Annotated in this window: 22 protein-coding genes; 14 read left to right on the forward strand and 8 right to left on the reverse strand. The window is 69.3% G+C overall.

All coding sequences use genetic code 11. From position 1 onward, the window contains the following. The first annotated feature begins 71 nt into the window (after window positions 1–71). Window positions 72–656: a DJ-1/PfpI family protein gene (locus HFGMBDPB_RS07740; RefSeq protein ID WP_016449139.1), complete on the forward strand. Its 585-nt coding sequence runs from the start codon at window positions 72–74 to the stop codon at window positions 654–656. 29 nt (window positions 657–685) lie between these two features. On the opposite strand, the gene HFGMBDPB_RS29675 is transcribed toward HFGMBDPB_RS07740, so the two are convergent. Next, window positions 686–865: a DMT family transporter gene (locus HFGMBDPB_RS29675; protein WP_249343356.1), complete on the reverse strand. Its 180-nt coding sequence runs from the start codon at window positions 863–865 to the stop codon at window positions 686–688. Next, complete coding sequence (locus HFGMBDPB_RS07745) at window positions 866–1,546, reverse strand: DMT family transporter (protein ID WP_249343357.1); 681 nt, start codon at window positions 1,544–1,546, stop codon at window positions 866–868. It abuts the gene before it with no gap. A 94-nt stretch (window positions 1,547–1,640) separates the two neighbouring features. Here HFGMBDPB_RS07745 and HFGMBDPB_RS07750 point away from each other — a divergent pair, with 94 nt between their 5' ends. Further along, window positions 1,641–2,537 (forward strand): LysR family transcriptional regulator, encoded by an 897-nt coding sequence (locus HFGMBDPB_RS07750; protein ID WP_212645161.1) that lies wholly within the window; start codon window positions 1,641–1,643, stop codon window positions 2,535–2,537. 3 nt (window positions 2,538–2,540) lie between these two features. Here the strand turns inward: HFGMBDPB_RS07750 and HFGMBDPB_RS07755 are convergent, their stop codons facing one another. Continuing rightward, window positions 2,541–3,452, reverse strand: coding sequence for a LysR substrate-binding domain-containing protein (locus HFGMBDPB_RS07755; RefSeq protein WP_212645162.1), 912 nt, complete (start codon window positions 3,450–3,452; stop codon window positions 2,541–2,543). Window positions 3,453–3,551: 99 nt separating this feature from the next. Between HFGMBDPB_RS07755 and HFGMBDPB_RS07760 the strand changes: the two genes are divergently transcribed. Beyond that, window positions 3,552–4,358 carry an aminotransferase class IV family protein gene (locus tag HFGMBDPB_RS07760; protein WP_212645163.1) on the forward strand — a complete coding sequence of 269 codons (807 nt, stop codon included), beginning with the start codon at window positions 3,552–3,554 and terminating at the stop codon, window positions 4,356–4,358. A 63-nt stretch (window positions 4,359–4,421) separates the two neighbouring features. On the opposite strand, the gene trxA is transcribed toward HFGMBDPB_RS07760, so the two are convergent. Next, entirely contained in the window at window positions 4,422–5,378 is a 957-nt protein-coding gene (gene trxA, locus HFGMBDPB_RS07765; protein ID WP_016449132.1) for a thioredoxin, read from the reverse strand. Window positions 5,379–5,646: 268 nt separating this feature from the next. Here trxA and HFGMBDPB_RS07770 point away from each other — a divergent pair, with 268 nt between their 5' ends. The 6 genes from HFGMBDPB_RS07770 (at window position 5,647) to HFGMBDPB_RS07795 (ending at window position 11,676) form a co-directional block, all read left to right on the forward strand. Next, entirely contained in the window at window positions 5,647–6,633 is a 987-nt protein-coding gene (locus HFGMBDPB_RS07770; protein ID WP_209799267.1) for an ABC transporter ATP-binding protein, read from the forward strand. Beyond that, entirely contained in the window at window positions 6,630–8,018 is a 1,389-nt protein-coding gene (locus tag HFGMBDPB_RS07775; RefSeq protein WP_203400087.1) for a hypothetical protein, read from the forward strand. Before HFGMBDPB_RS07770 ends, HFGMBDPB_RS07775 begins: the two co-directional genes overlap by 4 nt. Window positions 8,019–8,101: 83 nt before the next feature. After that, complete coding sequence (purE, locus tag HFGMBDPB_RS07780; protein WP_016449129.1) at window positions 8,102–8,599, forward strand: 5-(carboxyamino)imidazole ribonucleotide mutase; 498 nt, start codon at window positions 8,102–8,104, stop codon at window positions 8,597–8,599. Further along, complete coding sequence (locus HFGMBDPB_RS07785) at window positions 8,596–9,762, forward strand: 5-(carboxyamino)imidazole ribonucleotide synthase (RefSeq protein WP_212645164.1); 1,167 nt, start codon at window positions 8,596–8,598, stop codon at window positions 9,760–9,762. Before purE ends, HFGMBDPB_RS07785 begins: the two co-directional genes overlap by 4 nt. Before the next feature lie 11 nt (window positions 9,763–9,773). After that, the gene (locus HFGMBDPB_RS07790) at window positions 9,774–10,772 is read left to right on the forward strand and encodes an L-threonylcarbamoyladenylate synthase (protein ID WP_070080716.1); all 999 of its coding nucleotides are present in this window, start codon (window positions 9,774–9,776) and stop codon (window positions 10,770–10,772) included. A gap of 214 nt (window positions 10,773–10,986) precedes the next feature. Next, window positions 10,987–11,676: an NYN domain-containing protein gene (locus HFGMBDPB_RS07795; protein WP_227468504.1), complete on the forward strand. Its 690-nt coding sequence runs from the start codon at window positions 10,987–10,989 to the stop codon at window positions 11,674–11,676. Between the two features lie 36 nt (window positions 11,677–11,712). On the opposite strand, the gene HFGMBDPB_RS07800 is transcribed toward HFGMBDPB_RS07795, so the two are convergent. Beyond that, the gene (locus HFGMBDPB_RS07800) at window positions 11,713–12,612 is read right to left on the reverse strand and encodes a MurR/RpiR family transcriptional regulator (RefSeq protein ID WP_212645165.1); all 900 of its coding nucleotides are present in this window, start codon (window positions 12,610–12,612) and stop codon (window positions 11,713–11,715) included. A gap of 104 nt (window positions 12,613–12,716) precedes the next feature. On the opposite strand from HFGMBDPB_RS07800, the gene HFGMBDPB_RS07805 reads away from it, so the two are divergent. The 4 genes from HFGMBDPB_RS07805 to HFGMBDPB_RS07820 are packed head-to-tail and all read left to right on the forward strand — an operon-like array spanning window position 12,717 to window position 17,581. Beyond that, window positions 12,717–14,690: a bifunctional 5-dehydro-2-deoxygluconokinase/5-dehydro-2-deoxyphosphogluconate aldolase gene (locus HFGMBDPB_RS07805; RefSeq protein ID WP_212645166.1), complete on the forward strand. Its 1,974-nt coding sequence runs from the start codon at window positions 12,717–12,719 to the stop codon at window positions 14,688–14,690. Continuing rightward, window positions 14,687–15,490, forward strand: a complete 804-nt coding sequence (gene iolB, locus HFGMBDPB_RS07810; protein WP_061287269.1) for a 5-deoxy-glucuronate isomerase — start codon at window positions 14,687–14,689, stop codon at window positions 15,488–15,490. Before HFGMBDPB_RS07805 ends, iolB begins: the two co-directional genes overlap by 4 nt. A gap of 44 nt (window positions 15,491–15,534) precedes the next feature. Continuing rightward, entirely contained in the window at window positions 15,535–16,554 is a 1,020-nt protein-coding gene (locus tag HFGMBDPB_RS07815; RefSeq protein ID WP_212645167.1) for a Bug family tripartite tricarboxylate transporter substrate binding protein, read from the forward strand. A gap of 46 nt (window positions 16,555–16,600) precedes the next feature. After that, window positions 16,601–17,581 (forward strand): tripartite tricarboxylate transporter substrate binding protein, encoded by a 981-nt coding sequence (locus HFGMBDPB_RS07820; protein WP_212645168.1) that lies wholly within the window; start codon window positions 16,601–16,603, stop codon window positions 17,579–17,581. Between the two features lie 10 nt (window positions 17,582–17,591). Here HFGMBDPB_RS07820 and HFGMBDPB_RS07825 read toward each other — a convergent pair whose 3' ends face one another. After that, a complete protein-coding gene (locus HFGMBDPB_RS07825) occupies window positions 17,592–18,542 on the reverse strand; it encodes a LysR family transcriptional regulator (RefSeq protein WP_047217893.1) in 951 nt (316 codons plus the stop codon). Window positions 18,543–18,624: 82 nt separating this feature from the next. On the opposite strand from HFGMBDPB_RS07825, the gene HFGMBDPB_RS07830 reads away from it, so the two are divergent. Continuing rightward, window positions 18,625–20,163, forward strand: coding sequence for a CoA-acylating methylmalonate-semialdehyde dehydrogenase (locus HFGMBDPB_RS07830; RefSeq protein WP_133073068.1), 1,539 nt, complete (start codon window positions 18,625–18,627; stop codon window positions 20,161–20,163). Window positions 20,164–20,227: 64 nt separating this feature from the next. Here HFGMBDPB_RS07830 and HFGMBDPB_RS07835 read toward each other — a convergent pair whose 3' ends face one another. Together HFGMBDPB_RS07835 and HFGMBDPB_RS07840 are read right to left on the reverse strand one after the other, a co-directional pair. Continuing rightward, window positions 20,228–20,899, reverse strand: coding sequence for an OmpW/AlkL family protein (locus HFGMBDPB_RS07835; RefSeq protein WP_016449118.1), 672 nt, complete (start codon window positions 20,897–20,899; stop codon window positions 20,228–20,230). A 31-nt stretch (window positions 20,900–20,930) separates the two neighbouring features. Further along, window positions 20,931–22,064: an SGNH/GDSL hydrolase family protein gene (locus HFGMBDPB_RS07840; RefSeq protein ID WP_047217891.1), complete on the reverse strand. Its 1,134-nt coding sequence runs from the start codon at window positions 22,062–22,064 to the stop codon at window positions 20,931–20,933. Window positions 22,065–22,108 lie beyond the last annotated feature (44 nt).

Consider the following 22,108-nt stretch of genomic DNA (forward strand, 5'->3'; position numbering starts at 1 on the left):
CCGGTCACGCCGGCGTCACCGACACTGCCACAATGCTTGTTCCCTCTGACTTTTTTCGAAGGAGCAAGCACATGGCCGGCAAGAAGATTCTGATGATCTGCGGAGACTACTGCGAGGACTACGAAACCATGGTCCCGTTCCAGGCCCTGCAGGCCGTGGGACACACGGTGCACGCGGTCTGCCCCGACAAGAAGGCGGGGGACCACATCAAGACGGCCATCCATGATTTCGAGGGCGCCCAGACCTACAGCGAAAAGCCCGGCCACAACTTCACGCTCAACGCCAGCTTCGCCGACATCAAGCCCGAGCAGTACGACGCCCTGGTGATCCCCGGCGGACGCGGCCCCGAATACCTGCGCAACTACGATGCCGTGCGCGCCGCCGTGCGCCACTTCTTCGACAACAACAAGCCCGTGGCCGCCGTCTGCCATGGCGCCCAGCTGCTGGCCGGCGCCGGCGTGCTCAAGGGCCGCACCTGCTCGGCCTACCCGGCCTGCCGTGCCGAGGTCGAACTGGCCGGCGGCACCTACGCCGACATCGGCGTGGACCAGGCGCACACCGAAGGCAACCTGGTCAGCGCCCCCGCCTGGCCGGCCCATCCGGCCTGGATCGCACAGTTCCTGTCCCTGCTGGGCACGCGCATCAGCCACGGCTGAGCACGCAGCCGCCGTTGGCGCCGGGCGGATCAACCGCCCCAGCGCACCAGCACGATGCCGCCGAACACCAGGGCCGAGGCCAGCATGCGCACGCGGCCCAGGCGCTCGCGCATCAGCCAGGCGGCAATCCAGCCTGCAAACAGCACGCTGCTTTCACGCAGTGCAGACACAAGCCCCATGGGCGCCTGCGACAGCGCCCAGGTCGCCATTCAGCTGGCGCTCAGCTGCATGGCGGCGGCCAGGGCGCACAGGCGCCAGGTGCGTGCATCGGCGCGCAGCACGGCAGGACCGCGCCGCCAGGCAACGATCAGCACCGTGGCCAGGCCATCGCCCAGCGTGAGCAGGGCCGCATAGAGCAGCGCGGAACCGGATGCGCGCGCACCCAGCCCGTCGATGACCGTGTAGCAGGCAATCATGGCGCCCGTGGCCAGCGCATAGCCGCTGCCGCCATAACCGCTGGCCGCGCCGCTGTGCAACGACAGCGCCAGCACGCCCAGCGACAGGCACAGCACGCCGGCCAGCCCGGTCGCGCCCGGCCACTCACCGGCCAGCAGCGCCGCGCCCAGCGTGACGAACAGCGGCGCACTGCCCCGCGCCACCGGGTAGACCACGCCGAACTCGCCATGCTGGTAGGCGCGCGGCAGCACGAAGTGGTAGACGGTGTGCACGGCCACCGAGGCCGCCAGCCACCACCACACCGATGCGTCCCACAGCGCCGCCGCACGCCAGTCCAGCCAGGGCAGCACCAGCAGCGACCACAGGCTGGCCAGCCCCGTGGTCAGCGCCATGGCGACCATCTTGTCGCCGCCCACCTTGATGGCGCTGTTCCATCTCGCATTCATCAGCGCGGCCCCCAGGGCCGCGGCCAGCACCGCATTGCTCAATTCCATTCCATGGCCTCGTTCCTGATACGGGACGGGATGATGGATTCGCACCCAGATTAGATAAAGTCGAATCTTCGGAACCTTATCTTCAGGAAACCTGATGCGACGCCTGAACCTCGACCAGCTCCAGACCCTGGTGGCCGTGGCCGACCTGGGTACCCTGGCCGCCGCCGCCCAGGCCCTGCACCTGTCGCCGCCTGCCGTCAGCCTGCACATCCAGGAGCTGGAAGCGCGCCTGGACACACCGCTGCTGGTGCGCGGCAAGCGCCAGGCGCAGCTGACGCCTGCGGGCGAACTGCTGGCCGAAGGCGGACGCCGCCTGCTGGCAGACAGCGAATCCCTGCTGCGCCAGGTGCGCAAGCGTGCCGAGGGCTTTGGCGCCAGCGTGCGCATAGGCGCCTCGGCCGGCGTCAGCCCCCTGCTGCTGCCCGAACTGCTGCAATGGCTGGCCGAGCACGCACCGAGCGTGGAGCTGCGCCTGGAAGTCGTGAGCTCGGCCCAGGCCATGCAGCGCCTGGCGGCCGGCAGCCTGGACCTGGCCCTGGTCGGTCTGCCCCAGCCCGTGGCTGCGGGGCTCGAGGTGCTGGCCTGGCGCAACGACCCCATGGAGCTGTTCGCGCCGCCGCAGATGCCGCTGCCCGACCAGATCACGCCCGAATGGCTCAACGCCCAGCCCTGGATAGGCTTTGCCGCCGGCACCCAGATGCACCGCCTGCTGTCGCAATGGTTTGCCCAGGCCGGCCTGCTGCCCCAGCCGCGCATGGAGATGAGTTATCCCGAAGGCATACGCGCCCTGGTCGCCGCAGGCCACGGTCCCACCGTCCTGCCACGCGAGGAGCCCATGGACGCCGTCAGCCGCACCCTTCAGCAGCGCGGGCTGAGTCCCGCCCTGACACGCCCGCTGGGTCTGGCCTGCCGCAGCGCCTCGCAGCAAGACCCGGCCGTGCAGGCCGTGGTGCGCGGGTTGATGCGATTTGCCGATCCCGTACGACAGTAGGCGCTAGAGCCCAGCCTCATCGAGCACCCACGCACGCAGCGCCTCGATGGCCGGCTGGCCCTGGCTGCGCCGGGGGTAGAGCAGGTGGTAGGCATAGGCCGGGCCCAGGCCTACGGCGATGTCGAACAGGCGCACCAGGCGGCCGCGGGCCAGGTCTTCGGCCACCAGGTCCTGCTCGACCAGGCCCACGGCGCCGCCGTCCAGCACGGCCTGCACGACATGGCTGGAGTCGGTGAAGGCGATGCAGCGGCCTGCGTCCAGGCCCTCCACGCCGGCCGCCGCCATCCACATCGGCCAGTTCGGCCAGACCTGGCCGTCCACCCTGCAATCGACATGGCACAGCGTGTGCGCCAGCAGGTCAACGGGCCGCGCCAGCGGCGGGCCGGACTGCAGCAGGGCCGGGCTGCAGACGGGGATGACCCTGGCGTCGAACAGGCGCACCGCCAGGGTGTGCGGATCACGGCCGGTGCCGAAGCGGATGCCGGCATCAATGTCATCGGCGTCGAAGTCGCGCACCTCGTCGCTGATGTCAAAGCTCAGTTCGATCTGCGGATGCGCGGCGCGAAAGCGCGGCAGCCGGGGCAGCAGCCACTGCGTGGCAAAGCGCGCGCCCAGCGACAGGCGCAGCCGCGTCTCGCCCCGGGCCAGCTGGCGCGCCCGGGCGGTGGCGCGCCGCAGCAGGCCCAGCGCCTCGGCCGTGGCCTCCAGCAGCACGCTGCCTGCGGGCGTGAGCTGCATGCTGCGGCTGTTGCGCGTGAAGAGGACGAGGCCCAGCTGTTCCTCCATCTCCTTGATCTGGTGGCTGACCGCCGCCGGGGTCAGTCCCAGTTCGTCGGCCGCACGCGTGAAGTTCAGGTGGCGCCCTGCGGCCTCGAAGCTGCGCAGGGCGCGCGTGCCGGGTGGAAGCTGGCGCATGGATCTTCAAATTTTTCTTGATGGAGCATCGAATACTACTTGCTTCCTCTTTTGGATCCGCCATCGAACAATCAAGAAAACTTGTTGATGGATGAATCCATGGAAACCGCCTCTTTCTTCACCAGCCTTATCGATGGGCAGCCCGCTACGGCGGCCGAACTCGCCGCCCTGGCCTTTGCCGGCCATGCCCATTTCACGGCCATGCAGGTGCGCGGCGGCAGGCTGCGCGGGCTGGACCTGCATCTGCAGCGCTTGCGCCAGGCCTCGCTGGAGCTGTTCGGCCAGGCCTTGTCCGATGACCATGTCCAGGCACAGCTGCGGGCGGCGCTTGCCAACGGCCCGCAGGATGTTTCGCTGACCGCCACGGTGTACTCGCCTGCCGGGGAATTCACGGCCGCCGATGCGCGGCCGCGCATGCTGGTGCGGACCTCGGCACCCGCCTCGGGCCCTACCGGGCCCTTGAGCCTGGCGCTGTTCGAGCATGAACGCATGCTGCCCCACCTCAAGCATGTGGGCGAGGTGGCGAAGACGCATCTGCTGCGTCGCGCCGTAGCCCAGGGCTTTGACGATGCCGCCTTTGCCGATCGCCACGGCCGTATTGGCGAGGCCTCCATCTGGAACCTGGCCTTCTGGGATGGAGATGCCGTGGTCTGGCCGCGCGCCCAGGTGCTGCAGGGCACGACCGAGTCCATGCTGCGGCGCCAGTTGCAGCGCCTGGGCGTGGCGCAGCGCGAGGCCGTGCTGACCCTGGCCGACCTGCCCGACATGGCCGGCGCCGTGGTGATGAATTCATGGTCCCCCGGCATTGCTGTCAGGCGCCTGGCCGATGTGCATCTGCCGGATGCGCCCGGCTTCGTGCAGTTGCTGCACCGCGCGCATGCGGCCGAGGAGCCGGTTGCACCCTGAGCCCTCGCCATGAAAAAAGGGAGCCGCAAGGCTCCCCGTCTCTTCACCGGCGTGCGGCAGGACTCAGTTCAGCGCCATGCTGAGCTTGCGGCGGTAGCCGTTGACCAGCTGCGTGGCCTCGTCCTGCTCGGCCGCGCCCTTGCCCAGCAGTTCGATGCCGCCGCTGCTCTTGCCGGGGATGGCGTCCTGCTTCTTGGGCTTCGGGGGTGTGAGCAGTTCCAGGATGCCCACATAGAGCTTGCGCGCGGCCTGGCCGTTCCATTCCTTGTCGCGCATGATGATTTCCAGCAGCTCGTCCATGCTGGCTGCCCACTGGCCTTCGGCGGCCAGGGCCTGGGCCTTGCCGAAGCGGGTGTCGAAGTCGCGCTTGTTCTGTGCGATGACGGCATCGAACTGGGCAAACTCCCAGTTGCCGCGATCGTCGTTGTGCACGAAGAGCATGCACTGCAGCCATTGGTTGAGCGCCTCGAAGCGCGTGGGCTGGGGAATGCGCTTGAGCGGCTCGGTCAGCAGGGCGCCGGCCTCTTCGTAGCCGCCCGTGGCGATCAGCAGGCGCACGTAGTCGAAGCGCGCATCGTCGTTGGCCGGGTCGGCGGCCAGCGCATCGGCCAGCTTTTGCAGGGCGGCCTGCGTGTCGCCGGCTTCCAGCAGCTGGTGGGCCTCGTCGGCTTCGGCCTCGGCCGCCAGCTCGCCTTCGGAGGGCAGGTGCTTGTCCAGGAACTCGCGCAGCTTGCCTTCGGGCTGGGCGCCCATGAAGCCGTCCACGGGCCGGCCGCCCATCATCAGGATGCAGGTCGGGATGGAGCGGATGCCGAACATGCCGGCCAGCTGCTGCTCCTGGTCGGAATCGATCTTGACCAGCTTGAAGCGGCCTTCGTAGGCCACTTCCAGCTTTTCCAGGATGGGGCCCAGCGTCTTGCACGGGCCGCACCAGGGCGCCCAGAAGTCGACGAGCACCGGCACCTGCATGGAGGCGGCGACGACTTCGGCTTCGAAATTCTCAATGGTGACATCAATCATGTGATCAGACCCTGTGGCAAGGCGCGCGGCCAGGGCGCGCGAACTGTGGCGGTTCGGAGTTCGGCGGCCGGATGCCTCCGATGCGGACCGTGTGATTCTCCAGCAATTCCATGGCGTGGGCGCCATGGACGGCAACCACCCTAGTTGGGAGCCGGCTGCGTGCATTTCAAGCCGCCCGGCCGGGGACGAGGCGCGGCAGCGCTGGGCTATATTGGCGCGCTGAGCCGCCATTGCGGCCTGCCATCAACACAATGAGGGAGGGCTCGCCTTGATCAAGGTTTCGCAGCTGGTGTTCGAGTACCCGGGCCACCGCGCGCTGGACGGCGTCAGCGTCCATATCGCCGCAGGCACCGTTACGGCCCTGGTAGGCCCCAACGGCGCCGGAAAATCCACGCTGATGCGCTGCATCGCCGGGCTGGACCAGCCGCTGTCGGGCCAGGTCGAGGTGCATGGCATTGCCGTGCAGGAGCAGCCCCGCGAAGTGCACCGGCACCTGGGCTATCTGTCGGATTTCTTCGGCCTCTATGACCGCCTGAGCGTGCGGCGCTGCCTGCAGTACGCAGCCCTGTCCATGGGCGTGCCCCCGTCCGAGGCGCCGCAGCGCGTGGCGCACGTGGCCGGGCAGCTGGGCCTGGCCGACCTGCTGGAGCGCCTGCCCACCGAGCTGTCTCGCGGCCAGCGCCAGCGCGTGGCCATCGGCCAGGCCATCGTCCACCAGCCGCGCGTGCTGCTGCTGGACGAGCCGGCCAGCGGCCTGGACCCCGAGGCACGCGCCAGCCTGTCCCGGCTGATGCGTGCGCTGCAGGCCCAGGGCATGACCCTGATCGTCTCCAGCCACATCCTCAGCGAACTGGACGAGTACTGCACCCACATCCTGAGCCTGCGCGGCGGCCGCGTGGAAAGCCACGAGGCCCTGCACGGCGGCATTCAGGCACCTGCCGCCGGCGACGATGCCCCGCTGGCACTGTACGCGCTGGAGCTGGCGCCGCCCCCGGGTGCCTCGGCCGGGTCGCTGGCACGGCAGCTGCATCTGGTCCTTCCCGACACCCCTGTGCCGCCGCCCGATGACCAGGGCCTGGTGCATCTGCAGCTGTGGCTGCCCACCCTGCCGCGCGAGCGCGCCGATCTGCTGGCCCGCCTGGTCGGTACCGGCCTGCCCGTGGCCAGCCTGGCCCCGGTGCGCGAGCGCCTGCAGGACCGCTATGCGCGCGGCCTGCAGAACGCAGCACCCCCCACCCCTGCGGAACAGCCATGACGCACAACCCCGAATTCCAGCGCCAGCTCTGGCTCAACTGGCGGCCGTCCCAGCTGGGCTGGAGCCTGCTGCTCACCGCCTTGCTGCTGGCCACGCCAATGGCCCTGGTCCAGCCCGACCGCCGCCTGCACACGCTGCTGATCGCCGCCCTGGTCGGCATGTGGATCGCCGCGGCCGGCCTGGGCAGCGTGCTGGCCGGCCGCGGCCTCAACGAGGAAGCGCGCCAGCACACCTGGGACTGGCAGCGCCTGTCGGCCCTCACGCCCTGGCAGATGGCCTGGGGCAAGCTGCTGGGCGCCCCGCTGCCGGCCTGGCTGTACATGCTGTGGTGCGCGCTGGCCGTGCTGGCCACCTCGGCAGGCCAGCCGGGCGGGCTGGCCTGGGGCGTGCACGCCGTGCTGCAGGCCGTGCTGTGGGGCCTGGCCCTGCAGGCCTGGAGCATGCACTCCGTGCTCATGGGCTGGGGGCCGAAGGAGCAGCCCGCGCGCCGCATCCGCTTCGTGCTGGTGCCGCTGCTGTTCGTGATGGTGCTGCCCGGCCCCATCCTGGGCCGGTTGACCGAGCAGCTGGGCCGCGAGGAAGGCCGCCCTGTGCTGTGGTGGTCCGTGCCGCTGCACGGGCGCGGCGCCATCTACCTGTTCGGCGCCATCGCGCTGGGGCTGGGCCTGCTGGCCCTGTGGCGGCTGCTGTGCACGCGGCTGGATGTGCGCACCCTGCCCTGGGCCTGGCCGCTGGGCCTGTGCGTGGCGGGCCTGGCCTTTGGCGGCATGCACCTCGATGCAATGCAGTTGCAGGGCCCCGGTCCGGCCTCCTTCTTCGCATGGACCACGGGGCTGGCGCTGGCGGGCACGGCCTATGTCTGCCTGCACGGCATGGACGAAGGCCTGCGCAGCTGGCGCCAGGTGCAATGGTGCGTGTTGCAGGGGCGCTGGCGTGGCGCGCTCGAGGCCCTGCCGCTGTGGCCTGTGAGCTGGCTGCTGGCCGTGCTGGCCTGTGCGCTGTGGCTGCTGTGGCCCGCAGGCGGCCAGCCCATCCTGCCCGGTATAGCCCAGTTGGCGGCACTGGCAACGGCGCAGTTGCTGCGTGATGCCGCGCTGGCCACGGGCTTTTCCCTGCTGGCCGGGCGCATCAAGTCGCCGCTGGCCGCGTTCGCCGTCACCTGGCTGCTGGTCAACATCGTGCTGCCGCTGCTGGCCTTTGGCCTGGCCGGGGCCGATGCCGCCATGCTGGCCCAGCCGCTGGCAGCCGGCCTGACCAAGCCCGTCACCAGCGGCATGTGGCTGTCGCTGGCCGCGCAGGTGGCGGTGGCCCTGGCCTGGCTGGCCCATGTGTTTCGCCAGCGTGTGCTGGGTTTTGCGCGCGAGCAGCACACGGCTGTGCGGTGATTTGCAGGGGGATGCGGGCCGATCCGGACTAAAAAAGTAAAATCGCGGGTTCCACTAGGCCGGGCCGCAGGCGCCCTCACGACATGAACTCCATCCAGATCGGTGTGGTCATGGGCTCCAGCAGCGACTGGGAGACCATGCAGCACGCAGTTGCCATTCTTCAGCAATTTGGCATCGCCCATGAAGCCCAGGTCGTCTCGGCCCACCGCATGCCCGACGACATGTTCGCCTATGCCGAGGCCGCCGCAGGCCGGGGCCTGAAGGCCATCATCGCGGGCGCCGGCGGCGCCGCCCACCTGCCCGGCATGATCGCCGCCAAGACCGTGGTGCCCGTGCTCGGCGTGCCGGTGGCCAGCCGCCACCTGCAGGGCGTGGACTCGCTGCACTCCATCGTGCAGATGCCCAAGGGCGTGCCCGTGGCCACCTTTGCCATCGGCGCGGCCGGCGCGGCCAATGCGGCCCTGTTCGCCGTGGCCCTGCTGGCCAATGAGGACCCGGCCCTGCGGGCGAAGCTCGAAGCCTTCCGCGCCGAGCAGACCGCCGCCGCGCGTGCCATGACGCTTCCCTCGGTGGCCGCATGAGCGCCGCTGAAGTGATCCTGCCCGGCGCCACCCTGGGCGTTCTGGGCGGCGGCCAGCTCGGCCGCATGTTCGTGCAGTCGGCCCAGGCCATGGGCTATTTCACGGCCGTGCTCGACGCCGACCCGACCAGCCCCGCGGGCCTGGTAAGCCACCACCACATACGCACCGCCTACGAGGACCCGCAGGGTCTGGCCGAGCTGGCGCGCCTGTCGGCCGCCGTCACCACCGAATTCGAGAACGTGCCCGCTGCGGCGCTGAACCTGCTGGCCGCCCAGCGGCCGGTCTCGCCGGCCGGCTCGTCCGTGGCCATTGCCCAGGACCGCGCCCAGGAGAAGGCCCACTTCGTGCGCTGCGGCGTGCCCTGCGCGCCCTACGCGGTGATCGAGACGCCGGCCCAGCTGGCCGCCGTGCACGCCAGCCTGCTGCCCGGCATCCTCAAGACCGCGCGCATGGGCTACGACGGCAAGGGCCAGGTGCGCGTGAAGAACGCCGCCGAGCTGGCCACCGCCTGGGAGCAACTGGGCCGCGTGGCCTGCGTGCTGGAAAAAATGCTGCCGCTGGCCCATGAATGCTCGGTCATCGTGGCGCGCGGCCGTGACGGCTCCATGGTCAACCTGCCCGTGCAGCGCAACCTGCACCGCGAGGGTATCCTCTCCGTCACCGAGGTCTACGAAGGCAACCTGCCCCAGGCACAGGTCGAGCAGGCGCTGGCCGCCGCACGTTCCGTGGCCGACGGCCTGGACTACGTGGGCGTGCTCTGCGTCGAATTCTTCGTGCTGCAGGACGGCATGCTCGTGGTCAACGAGATCGCGCCGCGCCCGCACAACAGCGGCCACTACAGCCAGAACGCCTGCGATGTCTCGCAGTTCGAGCTGCAGGTGCGCTGCATGACCGGCCTGCCGCTGACACAGCCGCGCCAGCACAGCCCATCCATCATGCTGAACCTGCTGGGCGACCTGTGGTTCAAGGACGGCGAACAGGCCCAGGCGCCGGCCTGGGACCAGGTCCTGGCCCTGCCCGGCTGCCACCTGCACCTGTACGGCAAGCACGACGCCAAGCGCGGCCGCAAGATGGGCCACCTGAACGTCACCGGCCCCACGCCCGAGGCCGTGCGCTCCACCGCCCTGCAGGCCGCTGCCATCCTGGGTATAGAGCCGTTCTGAAGGCCCGCGCGATGATTCTTGATGGAACGCTGGCGGCCTCTGTCCAGGCCGCCGCACAGGCGCTGCAGCGCGGCGAACTGCTGGGCCTGCCCACGGAAACCGTCTACGGCCTGGCGGCCGATGCCGACAACGACGCGGCCGTCGCGCAGATCTTCACTGCCAAGGGCCGGCCGCCCAACCATCCGCTCATCGTGCATGTGGCCGACAGCGGCGCCATCACGCGCTACGCACGTGAAGTGCCGCTGTTCGCGCAGCAGCTGATCGACGCCTTCTGGCCCGGCCCGCTGACCCTCATCCTGCCGCGCCTGCCCCAGGCCGCCCGGGCCTCGACCGGCGGCCAGGACAGCGTGGGCCTGCGCTGCCCCTCCCACCCCGTCGCCCATGCCGTGCTGGCCGCCTGCCAGCAGTTGCAGCCGCCCGTCTGGGGCGTGTCGGCGCCCAGCGCCAACAAGTTCGGCCGCGTCAGCCCCACCACGGCGGCCCATGTGGCCGACGAGTTTGGTGACGCGCTGCTGGTGCTGGACGGCGGCGCCTGCGAAGTGGGGATTGAATCGACCATCGTGGACTGCACGCGCGGCGTGCCCGTGCTGCTGCGCCCCGGCGCCATCACGCGCGACGACATCGAGCGCGCCTGCGGCCAGCGTCCCCTGTCCAAGGACGAGCTGCTGGAGAACACGCCACGCGCCTCCGGCACGCTGCTGGCCCACTACGCGCCCAACGCCAAGGTCCGGCTCATGGATGCAAGGCAGCTGCAGGCCGGGCTGGACGTGCTGGGCGCCGACGCCCGGAACCTGGCCGTCTACCACCGCACACCGCTGCGCACCGCCTCGCGCGCCGTCACGCTGCGCGCCATGCCCGCCGACGCCGCCGCCACCGCGCGCGAGCTGTTCGGCGCCCTGCGCGACTTCGATGAAGTCGGCGCCCAGCTGATCTGGATCGAGACCCCGCCCGACACGCCGGACTGGGAAGGCGTGCGCGACCGGCTGCTGCGCGCGGCGGCTGCGGGGTAGAAGAGGTCCCCCCGGGACTGCAGTGCCGCATCGGGCATCAACCCGCGCGCCTGTCCAACGGCGTGCGGCGCAGGAACAGGCGCAGTTCCAGGCCTTTGAATGGCAGGAGTTGCTAGAATCGCGCTACACAATCCCTTCGCGGTGTCATTCAGTTGGCTCAGGCTTAGGGCGAAAAGGCCACCGCAAGGTGGTCTTTTCATTGGTGGCTTGGACATTGACCAGAACAACCATCTACATCGACGGCTACAACCTCTACTACTCGCGGCTCAAGGGCACGCCGTACAAGTGGCTGGACATTGCTGCGCTGTTTCGTGATCGCATCCTGCTGCCGCAAGACCCTGGCGCAGAGGTTGTCGCCATCAAGTACTTCACGGCCCCCGTCAAAGCCTCGTACGCCCGGCATGGCGAGGCATCGGTCCAGGCACAGACCCAGTACCTTCGCGCCCTGCGGGCACGAGACCCTGGCCTGATCCAGATCGTCAACGGCTTCCACGTCTTCGAACCCACATCCCTGCCGAGCTACCAAGCGGGCGCCAACCCGAGCAAGAACAACGTGTCGCGCGTCTGGATGATCGAAGAAAAGCAGACCGACGTGAACCTTGCGCTGCACGCCTACCGTGATGCAGTACGTGGCGAATGCGACCAGTTGGTGATCTGCTCCAACGACAGTGACGTGGAACCCGCACTGCGCATGCTGCGCGAGGACGTGCCCGCCGCCAGGCTGGGGCTGGTCATGCCATTGCGCGACAGGACCGCAGCAGACGGCAAAGTGCCCAACAAGCGCTTGACGGCGTTGGCGCACTGGGTTCGCCATCACATCAGGGACGACGAGCTGGCGCAATCGCAGTTGCCGCTGAACGTGCAGACGCGGAAAAAACCAGCCGGCAAGCCTGCGCATTGGTGAACCCCCACAAAGCGGCCCTGGGCGGAACGCTGCCGCCTAAGACCTCTTTACCGACGGCTCGTACGCCAGCTCCATCCGGTAGGCCAGCGCCAGGAACAGCGACTGCGCCAGGGTCAGCGTGCTGGTCAGGGAGCGAAAGCCGAAGGTGGCTGCGTCCTGGGCCAGCAGGGTGACGGTGGCGCGGGATGCCAGGGGGCTGAGCTGGCTGTCGGTCAGCGCCAGCAGGCGCGCGCCGCGTGCCAGGGCCGCGTCCACCACCTCCAGCGTTTCGGGCGCATAGGGCTCGAAGGAGACGGCCAGCATCACGTCGCCGGGCGACAGCGCGCGCAGCTCGCCCTTTTGCATGGCGCCCAGGCCGTGCAGCCAGTGCACGGGCTTTTCGGTGTGCTGCAGCGCATAGGCCAGGTAGGCGCCCACGGGGAAGGCCCGGCGCGAGGCGGCCAGCCACAGCGAGGGGGCATCCAGCATGAGGTCCACCGCCGCCTCGAACTGCTCGGGCGGCAGGCCACGCTGCAGGGCCTGCAGGCTTTCGATGCTGCCTTCGATGACCTCGTGCGCCAGGCGCGCGCTGCTGCGTGGCTCGTTGCCCGAGGCGATCAGGCCCCGGATGCGGTCCTGGTAGTCATGCTGGGCCGAGAGCTGGCGCGCCGCATCGGCGCGGAACAGCGCCTGCAGTTCCGAGTACCCCGAGAACCCGAAATGCTTGGCAAAGCGCACCACGGCAGAAGGCTGCACACCGCACTGTTCGGCCGTGGCCTGGATGCCGTCGAAGGCCAGGCGGTCGCCCTGCATCTCCACATGCCGGCCTATGGCCTTGAGCTGGCGGCTCAGCGCCTCGAAGCCCTGGCGCAGCACGTCCAGGAAGGCAGCGCGGTCGGCGTAAGGGCCGCAGGCCGCAGTGGCGCCCGCATCGGCCAGTGTTTTTCTATTTTTCATATTTGTGGAAAATATTTTCTATTTCGATCTATGATCTCACGAACGCAACGATTATGGGGAGGCCCGCACGCCCCGGGCCCCTCGCAACGCACGGGCCTATGACCATGAGCATGCTGAACTTTCCCTCCGACCGTCCGCTGGACGTGGCCTGCCTGGGCCGTCTGGCCGTGGACCTTTACGCGCAGCAGATAGGCTGCAGCCTGGAGGAGGCCGGCAGCTTTGCCAAGTACCTGGGCGGCTCCTCCGGCAACATGGCCTTCGGCACGGCGCGCCTGGGGCTGCGCTCGGCCATGATTTCGCGCGTGGGCAATGAGCACAACGGCCGCTTCCTGGTCGAGACGCTGCAGCGCGAGGGCTGCGACACCAGCCAGGTGCAGGTCGATGCCCGGCGCCTGACCGGCATGGTGCTGCTGGGCATCAAGGACCAGGAGACCTTCCCCCTGCTGTTCGCCCGCGAGGACTGCGCCGACATGGCGCTGGACGCCGCAGCCATCAGCGAGGAATTCCTGGCCCGCTGCCGCTGCCTGGCCATCACGGGCACCCACCTGAGCGCGCCCGGCGTGCTGGCCGCCAGCCGCAGGGCGCTGGAGATCGCGGGCCGCCACGGACTGGTGCGCGTGCTGGACATCGACTACCGGCCCGTGCTGTGGGGCCTGACCGGACGGGGCGACGGCGAGACACGCTATGTCGCCAGCGCCGAGGTCAGCCGCAGGCTGCAGGCCGAGCTGGGCCCGTTCGAACTCATCATCGGCACCGAAGAGGAATGGCTGATCGCCGGCGGCGTGGAGGGTGACCTGATCGCCAGCCTGCGCCGCGTGCGCGAATGCAGCCGCGCCGTCTTCGTGGTCAAGCGCGGGCCGCTGGGCTGCTCGCTGATCGAAGGCGCGGTGCCCGATGCCATCGACCAGGCGCCCACGGTGCCGGGCGAACGCGTGGAAGTGCTCAATGTGCTGGGCGCGGGCGATGCCTTTGCCTCCGGCCTTCTTTCGGGGCTGCTGCGCGGCAAGAGCCTGGCCGAATCTGCGGCGATTGCCAACGCCTGCGGCGCCATCGTGGTCTCGCGCCATGGCTGCGCGCCGGCCATGCCCACGCAGGCCGAGCTGGCGCACTGGTTCTCGGGCCACCGCCATCCGCGTCCCGACCAGGACCCCGAGCTGTCCCACCTGCACCGCGTCAGCCGCGCGCGGCCGCAGTGGCCCGCGCTGTGCGTGCTGGCCTATGACCACCGCAGCCAGTTCGACGATCTGGCGCGCGAGGCCGGCGCAGCGCCCGCGCGGCTGCGCCCGCTCAAGCGGCTGATCAACGAGGTGGTGGCCCAGGTCGAGCGCGATCCGGGCAACGCGGGCCGCATGGGCGTGCTGATCGACGGCCGGCACGACCTGGGCGAGGCCGCGCTGCACGACGCCACGGGACGCGGCTGGTGGATAGGCCGGCCCATCGAGCTGCCGGGCTCGCGCCCGCTGCGCTTCGACGGCACGGACTCGCTGGCCTCCGAACTGCTGCACTGGCCGCAAAGCCATACCGTCAAATGCCTGGTTTTCTACCACCCCGACGACACGCCCGCACTGCGCGCCGAGCAGGATGCCTGGCTGCAGCAGGTCTGGACCGCCACGCGCGCCAGCGGCCATGAGCTGCTGCTGGAAGTGATCCCGCCAAAGGACACGCTGGCGCCCGACGACCGGGGCGAGGCCGTGCTGCGTGCCATACGCCACTTCTACGACCTCGGCCTCAGGCCCGAATGGTGGAAGGTCGGCACCATGGCGCGCGAAAACTGGGAGGCGCTGGACGCCCTGGTGAACGAACGCGACCCCTGGTGCCGGGGCGCCGTGATCCTGGGCCTGTCCCAGCCCGTGGAGCAACTGGTGCAGGGCTTTGCCCAGGCGCAGGCGCCCGTGGTCAAGGGTTTCATGATCGGCCGCAGCGTCTGGGCTGGACCCGCGCTGCAGTGGCTGCGCAACGAGCTGGACGATGCCGGCCTGCGCGATGCCGTCGCCGCCAACTTCCGTGCGCTGATCGCCGGCTGGGATGCCAGCCGCGTGGAAACCTCCCAGGACATCACCGAAGGAGCTGCAGCATGAGCCTGCTCGTCAAGGCCGCGCCCGGCCGCATCGTCACCGACATCACGCCGGCCAGTGCGGGCTGGAAGCACATCCACTTCAAGGCCCTGAGGCTGCAGGCAGGCGAGCAGGAGGAGTTTTCCACGGGACCGCTTGAATACTGCATCACCGTGCTCACCGGCCAGGTGGATGTGCAGGTCGGCAGCCAGGCGTTCAGCGCCCTGGGCAGCCGCGCCAGCGTGTTCGAGGAGAGTGCGCCCACGGCCGTGTACGTGCCGCCCGGCCAAAGCCTGCGCATCACGGCGCGCAGCCCAGCCGACGTTGCCTTGAGCGCCGCACCCGCCACGGGCCGCCATGCCACGCGCGTGATCGCGCCCGAAAGCATGCGCCGCAGCGTGCGCGGCCAGGGCAGCAACACGCGCCATGTCTGCGACATCCTGCCCGAGACCGAGGCGGCCGAGTCCCTGCTGGTGGTCGAGGTCATCACGCCGGCGGGCAACTCGTCCAGCTACCCGCCGCACAAGCACGACAGCGCCGACCCCGCCGCGCCGGACGCCGAGACCGTGCTGGAGGAAACCTACTTCCACCTGCTCAACCCCAGCCAGGGCTTTGCCTTCCAGCGCGTCTACACCGATGACCGCAGCATCGACCAGGCCATGGCGGTGGAGCATCGCGACACCGTGATGGTGCCGCGCGGCTACCACCCCTGCGTGGCCCCGCACGGCTACGACCTCTACTACCTCAACACCATGGCCGGGCCCGAGCGGCGCTGGGCCTTTCGCAACGACCCCGCGCATGAATGGATGCTGCGGCCGCGCTGACGCACGGCGCAACAGACACCCATAAAAACCACCGGAGACAAAAAATGCTGTTCAACCCAATGGCCCTGCACCGCCAGGCCTGGCTTTCCTGCGCCCTGCTGACGCTGGGCATGGGCACCGCCCAGGCGCAATCCACCCCAGCCCCGTCCTCCCAGGGTGCGCCAGCCTGGCCCACCCAGCCCGTCAAATGGGTGGTGCCCTACGCACCGGGCGGCACCACAGACGTGATCGCGCGCCAGCTGGCCGTGCAGATGGGCAAGGACCTGGGCCAGCCCGTGGTCGTGGACAACCGTCCCGGCGCGGCCAGCATCATCGGCGCCACGCTGATCGCACGCGCCCCGGCCGATGGCTACACGCTGGGCACGGCCGACTCGGGCACGCTGGCCTTCAACCCCGCCATGTATGCGCGCCTGAGCTATGACGCGGGCAAGGATTTCAGCTACATCGGCGGCCTGGGCCGCATGCCGCTGGTGCTGGCCGTGCATCCGTCCTTCCCCGCGAAGAACGTGCAGGAATTCCTGGCCATGGCGCGCAAGGAGCCGGGCGGCATCTCCTCGGCCTCGTCGGGGCCGGGCTCGCCGCTGCACGTGGCGCTGGAGCTGTTCAAGCAGCGCACGGGCACCCAGATCCTGCACGTGGCCTACAAGGGCTCGGCCCCGGCGCTGCAGGACCTCATGGCCGGCCAGATCCAGTCCATGTTCGTGGACCTGCCGCCCAGCATCTCGGCCATCCGCGCGGGCAAGCTGCGCGTGCTGGCCGTGGCCACGCCCCAGCGCCTGCCCATCCTGCCCGACATACCCACCATGGCCGAGGCCGGCGTGCCCGGCTTCGAAGCCTATGCCTGGCAGGGCTTTGTCGGCCCCGCCCACCTGAGCCCTGCGCTCACCGAGCGCCTGAACAAGAGCCTGGCCACCGCCCTGCGCCACCCCGAGACGCGTGCAAAGCTCGAAGAGATCGGCATACAGCCCATGGAGATGACGCCGCAGCAGTTCGCAGGCTTCGTGCGCTCGGAACAGGCGCTGTGGAGCGGCGTGATCAAGGCGGCCCAAATCAAAATGGATTGAAGCGCAGCAGCGACAAAAGACACTTAGAACAGATTCCGGAGACAACATGACCACCGCATCCCGCCGCTATTTCATCCGCTCACTCGGCGCCCTGGCCGCAGCGCCCGTCCTGCCCGCCGTGGCACAAGCGCCTGCCGGCGCCTGGCCCCAGCGCCCCATCGAACTCATCGTGCCCTTCGCTGCAGGCGGCGGCACCGACGTGCTGGCACGCGCGCTGGCCGAGGTGGCGCGCAAGCACCTGCCGCAGGACCTGATCGTGCTCAACCGCGCAGGCGCCAGCGGCGCCGTGGGCTGGACCGAACTGGCCAATGCCCGGCCGGACGGCTACAAGATCGGCATCATCACCGTCGAGCTGACCATGATCCCGCACATGGGGCTGACCAAGATCAGCTCCGACGCCCTGCTGCCCGTGGCCCGCCTGAACGCCGACCCCGCCACCATCGCCGTGCGTGCCGACTCGCCCTATCGCAGCATCGAGGAACTGATCGCCGCCGCGCGCAAGGACGAGGCAGCGGTGCGCATCGGCAATGCCGGCCCGGGCTCGCTGGGCCACCTGGCCGCCGCCGCGCTGCAGGACAAGGCGGGCGTGAAGTTCAACCACGCGCCCTACCGCGGCGCCAACCCCGCCGTGCTCGACCTGCTGGGCGGCCACATCGAGGCCGTGGCCGTCACGCCCGTGGAGGTGGCCACCTATGTGGCGGCCGGCAAGATCCGCCCGCTGGCCATCATGGCCGAGCAGCGCATACAGGCCGGCTGGGAAGCCGTGCCCACGCTCAAGGAGCGCGGCATCGACCTGCTCATCGGCGGCTGGCGCGGCCTGGCCGTGCCCCGCAATACGCCCGACGCCGTGGTCCAGACCCTGCGCAAGGCCATGGCCCAGACCCTCAAGGACCCCGTCCTGCGCGAAACAATGGCCAAGCAGAACATGGGCGAGGGCTACCTGGACCAGCCCGAATTCAAGGCCGTGATCGACCGCGACAACGCGGTGTTCAAGCAATTGGTGGACAAGCTGGGGATCAAGGCCTGAGGGCTCGCCCTCAGCGGATGAACCCTGCCGCAAACGACTCCCGCAGAAAGTCCACGAACACCGCCACCGCGCGCGGGACATGGCTGGCGTAGGGGCGGATGGCGAACAGCTGTTCGCCGAAGGCGTCGACGGGCCGCCAGCCGGGCAGGACTTCGCTCAGGTGGCCGGAGGCCAGGCCCGATTGCGCGCTGAAGTCCGGAACCAGGGCGATGCCCAGGCCGGCCAGTGCCGCGTCGCGCAGGATTTCGCTGTTGTTGGCGGCAAAGCCGCCGGTCACGGGAACGACGACGCGCACGCCGTCCACGCTGGCGTCGCGGGGAACGAAGCTCCAGGCCGGGGCACCCTGGGTGCGCGGATAGTGCAGGCAGTGGTGCGCGGCCAGGTCCTGCGGCGTGGACGGGGTGCCGTGCGCGGCCAGGTAGTCCGCGCTGGCCACGAGCAGCGAGCGCGTGGGCGCCAGCGCCCAGGCCACATGGGTTTCGGGCGGCGCCGTGACGTGGCGTATGGCCAGATCAAACCCTTCCAGCGCCAGCGAGCGTATCTGGTCCGACAGGTCCAGCTCCAGCCGGATCTGCGGATGTGCGCGCAGGAAGGCCGGCAGGCGCGGCATGAGTTGCTGGCGCGAAAAGGCCAGCGGCGCCGTCACGCGCAGCAGGCCGCGCGGTGCGGCAGCCAGGTCGCGCACGCCGGAGAAGCTGTGGGCAATGTGCTCGAAGGCACCGCGCGTGTCGTCCACCAGGCGCTGGCCCGCTTCGGTCAGGCGCACGCTGCGCGTGGTGCGGGTGACCAGGGCGATGCCGGCCGCGCGCTCCAGCTCTGCCACGCGCTGGCTCATGGCCGCCTTGCTCACGCCCAGGCGCGCGGCGGCCGAGGTGAAGCTGCCCTGCTGCTCCAGCACGACCAGCCAGTGCAGGTGGCTCCACAAGGCCTCGGCCTTGGCATCGGGTTTTTCATTTGCCATGCATGGATTGTTCAGCAAATTGAACAATCAATTCAAGCGCAGCGCCTAGGCAGGCAGAAAGCGCACTTCTAGACTGCCTGGCATGAACACCGCAAACACCTCCTTCGCTTCCATCGTCCACTACGTCAACGGCCAGCGCACGGCAGGTGCCAGCGACCGCGGGCAGGACGTGACCAACCCGGCCACCGGCCAGGTCACGGGCCGCGTGGCCCTGGCCTCGCGCGCCGATGTCGATGCCGCCGTGGCGGCGGCCAAGGCGGCCTTCCCGAAGTGGGCCGATACGCCGCCCATCCGCCGTGCACGCGTGCTGCTGCGCTTCCTGGAGTTGCTCAACCAGCACAAGGACGAGCTGGCCCATGCGATCACGGCCGAGCACGGCAAGGTCTTCACCGATGCGCAGGGCGAAGTCAGCCGCGGCATCGACATCGTGGAATTCGCCTGCGGCATTCCGCAGCTGCTCAAGGGCGATTTCACCGACCAGGTCTCCACCGGCATCGACAACTGGACGCTGCGCCAGCCCCTGGGCGTGGTCACGGGCATCACGCCCTTCAATTTCCCGGTGATGGTGCCGATGTGGATGTTCCCGGTGGCCATTGCGGCGGGAAATACCTTCGTGCTCAAGCCCAGCCCCATCGATCCCACGCCGTCGCTGCTGATCGCCGACCTGCTCAAGCAGGCGGGCTTGCCTGACGGCGTGTTCAACGTGGTGCAGGGCGACAAGGAGGCGGTGGACGCGCTGATCGAGCATCCCGACGTGAAGGCCGTGAGCTTCGTGGGCTCCACGCCCATTGCCAACTACATCTACGAGACGGGCGCGCGCCACGGCAAGCGCGTGCAGGCCCTGGGCGGCGCCAAGAACCACATGGTGGTCATGCCCGATGCCGATATCGAGCAGGCCGTGGACGCGCTGATCGGCGCCGGCTACGGCTCGGCCGGCGAGCGCTGCATGGCCATCAGCGTGGCCGTGCTCGTGGGCGACGTGGCCGACCAGCTGCTGCCGCGCCTGATCGAGCGCACCAAGGCGCTGAAGGTGCTGGACGGCGAGGACCTGGCCGCGGAAATGGGCCCCATCGTGACCCGCGCCGCACACGAGCGCATCAGCGGCTACATCGACCTGGGCGTCAAGGAAGGCGCGCAGTTGCTGGTCGATGGCCGGGGCTTCGACGGCAAGGCGGCCGGCGCCTCCACAGGCACGGACACCTCGGGCGGCTTCTGGCTGGGCGGCACGCTGTTCGACCATGTCACGCCCGACATGCGCATCTACAAGGAAGAGATCTTCGGCCCCGTGCTGGCCGTGGTGCGCGCCAAGGACTTCGCCGAGGCCGTGCAGCTGGTCAACGACCATGAGTTCGGCAACGGCGTGGCCTGCTTCACGCGCGACGGCAATGTGGCGCGCGAGTTCGGCCGCCGCATCGAGGTCGGCATGGTCGGCATCAACGTGCCGATTCCCGTTCCCATGGCCTGGCACGGCTTCGGCGGCTGGAAGCGCAGCCTGTTCGGCGACATGCACGCCTATGGCGAGGAAGGCGTGCGCTTCTATACCCGCCAAAAGAGCATCATGCAGCGCTGGCCCGAGAGCACGCCCAAGGGCGCGGAATTCGTGATGCCCACGGCCAAGTAGGCGCAGTCCCCCTCCATGAAAAAACCAGCCCGCGGGCTGGTTTTTCTTTGGGGACTGCGACCTGTCAGAAGCGGTATCCGATGCCGATGGCGTAGACGTTCGGATTGAGCTTGAGCGACACGCTCTGGCCCGAGGACAGGTGCGCCGTGGTCTTCAGGAAGCTCTTGTAGTAGGCCACGTCCAGGAACCAGCGCTCGTTGAAGTTGTAGACGAAGCCGATCTGGGGCGTCAGGCCCCATTTGCTGTCCACCGAGGCCGTGGTCGGGTTGGCCAGCGTGCCGCCGGTCAGGCCGTTGAGGGAGGCCGTGGTGCGCTCGCCGAAGAACTTGGCATAGGTCACGCCCAGGCCCAGGTAGGGGCGGAAGGCGGAGTTGGCCTCGCCGAAGCGGTACTGCGCGAACACGGTGGCGGGCAGCACCTTGGTGCGGCCGAGCTTGCCCGTGCCGGAGATGGCGCCATTGCCCACGAAGTCATGCTTGAACGGCAGGCCCATGGGCACGTCGATGGCCCAGTTGTTGGTGACCATGTAGGTCACGCCGCCCGTGAGCTGGCTGTTGGCCTTCACGTCCACGCGGGTGTCGGGGAAGCTGGGTGTGCTCAGCCAGCCGCTGCTGGTCTGGGGATCGATGCGCGTGGCGCCCAGGCGCACGCTCCAGGTGCCGGCGGACTGGGCGGTGGCGGCCATGCAGGCCGTGGCCATGGCCACGGCGGCGGTGATGCGCAGGAATGTCTTCATGGATGTGTCTCCTCGTGCTGCATGACTGCGATCACAGCCAGCCGGCACGGGCCAGGGTGCGGGAGGCCAGCTGGCTCATCTGCTGATGGCCATAGGGCGTGGGGTGGAAGCTGTCGGCAAAAGCATAGCTCTTCCACCAGTTGGCGCTGGTCTCGCCCACGGGAATGGAGGCGGACAGCGCGGCCTCGGTGCAGGTCGGGAAGCTGTAGGTGGGCAGGCCGTCGGCGCCCACGCCGGTGGCAGGGCAGGCCGCCTTTTTCACGTTGGTGTAGGCGTACTGGGCGGGGTCGGCCATCTGCTGGCGGAACTCGCTGTAGAAATCGATGATGGCCACGCGGCTCTCGCCCGCGAAGCCGGTGGCAACCTGCTGGTTGAAGGCCTTGACCCAGCCGTCGAACACGGTCTCCAGCTGGGCGGCGGCGGCCGAGCCCTGCTGCTGGGCCACCGACTGCAGTACCAGCTGGAAGCGCGGCGTCAGCGTGATGGCCGGCACGTTGAGGATGGCCACGCGCGTGGCGCCCTTGCCCAGCACATTCGCCTGGATGGTGGACACATAGCCCTTGGCCAGGTTCTGCATGTACAGGCCGCCGGCCTGGGCCATGCCGGCCTGGCCCTGCTGCAGCAGCGCACCCAGCGTGGCCGCGTCGATCTTGGTGGACAGCAGTGCCTTGAAGTTGGCGCCCTGGTCCCTGGAAGCGGCCAGGAAGGCGCCGATCACGTCGGCCGCGTCATTGGCGCCGCCGTCGATCACGGCCAGGTCATCGGCCGTGAAGCCAGCCGCGCCGGCCAGCAGGATCTGCTGCGTGATGGAGATGGGCGCCGTGGGCGCGCTGGTGTAGTTGATGCGGCCGCCGCCCACGGCGTAGTTGTTGCACGAGGTGTTGGGCGTGAAGGCCGTGCCGTTGAAGCGCGGGCACAGGGAGATGTTGTACAGGCCCGCCACGCGCTCGGCCCAGACCTGGTTGGAGCCGGCGCCTGTCAGCGTGGCGTTCTGCACGGTGAACTTGTAGCCGAAGGTGCCGCTGTCGGAGAGGCTGTCGCCCATCACCTTGACGGAGGTGATCTTGGCACGGGGGGTGGTGTCGGCGCCGCTGCCGCCACCGCAAGCGGCCAGCAGGCCGGCCGTGGCCAGGGAGGCCGCGAGGATTCGATAACGATTTGCCAAGGTGTGATCTCCGTGAAGTGTTGTGAATAGCACGACCGTGCTTT

The sequence above is a fragment of the Delftia sp. PE138 genome, from assembly GCF_018320755.1.
GTDB classification, from domain to species: domain Bacteria; phylum Pseudomonadota; class Gammaproteobacteria; order Burkholderiales; family Burkholderiaceae_C; genus Comamonas; species Comamonas tsuruhatensis.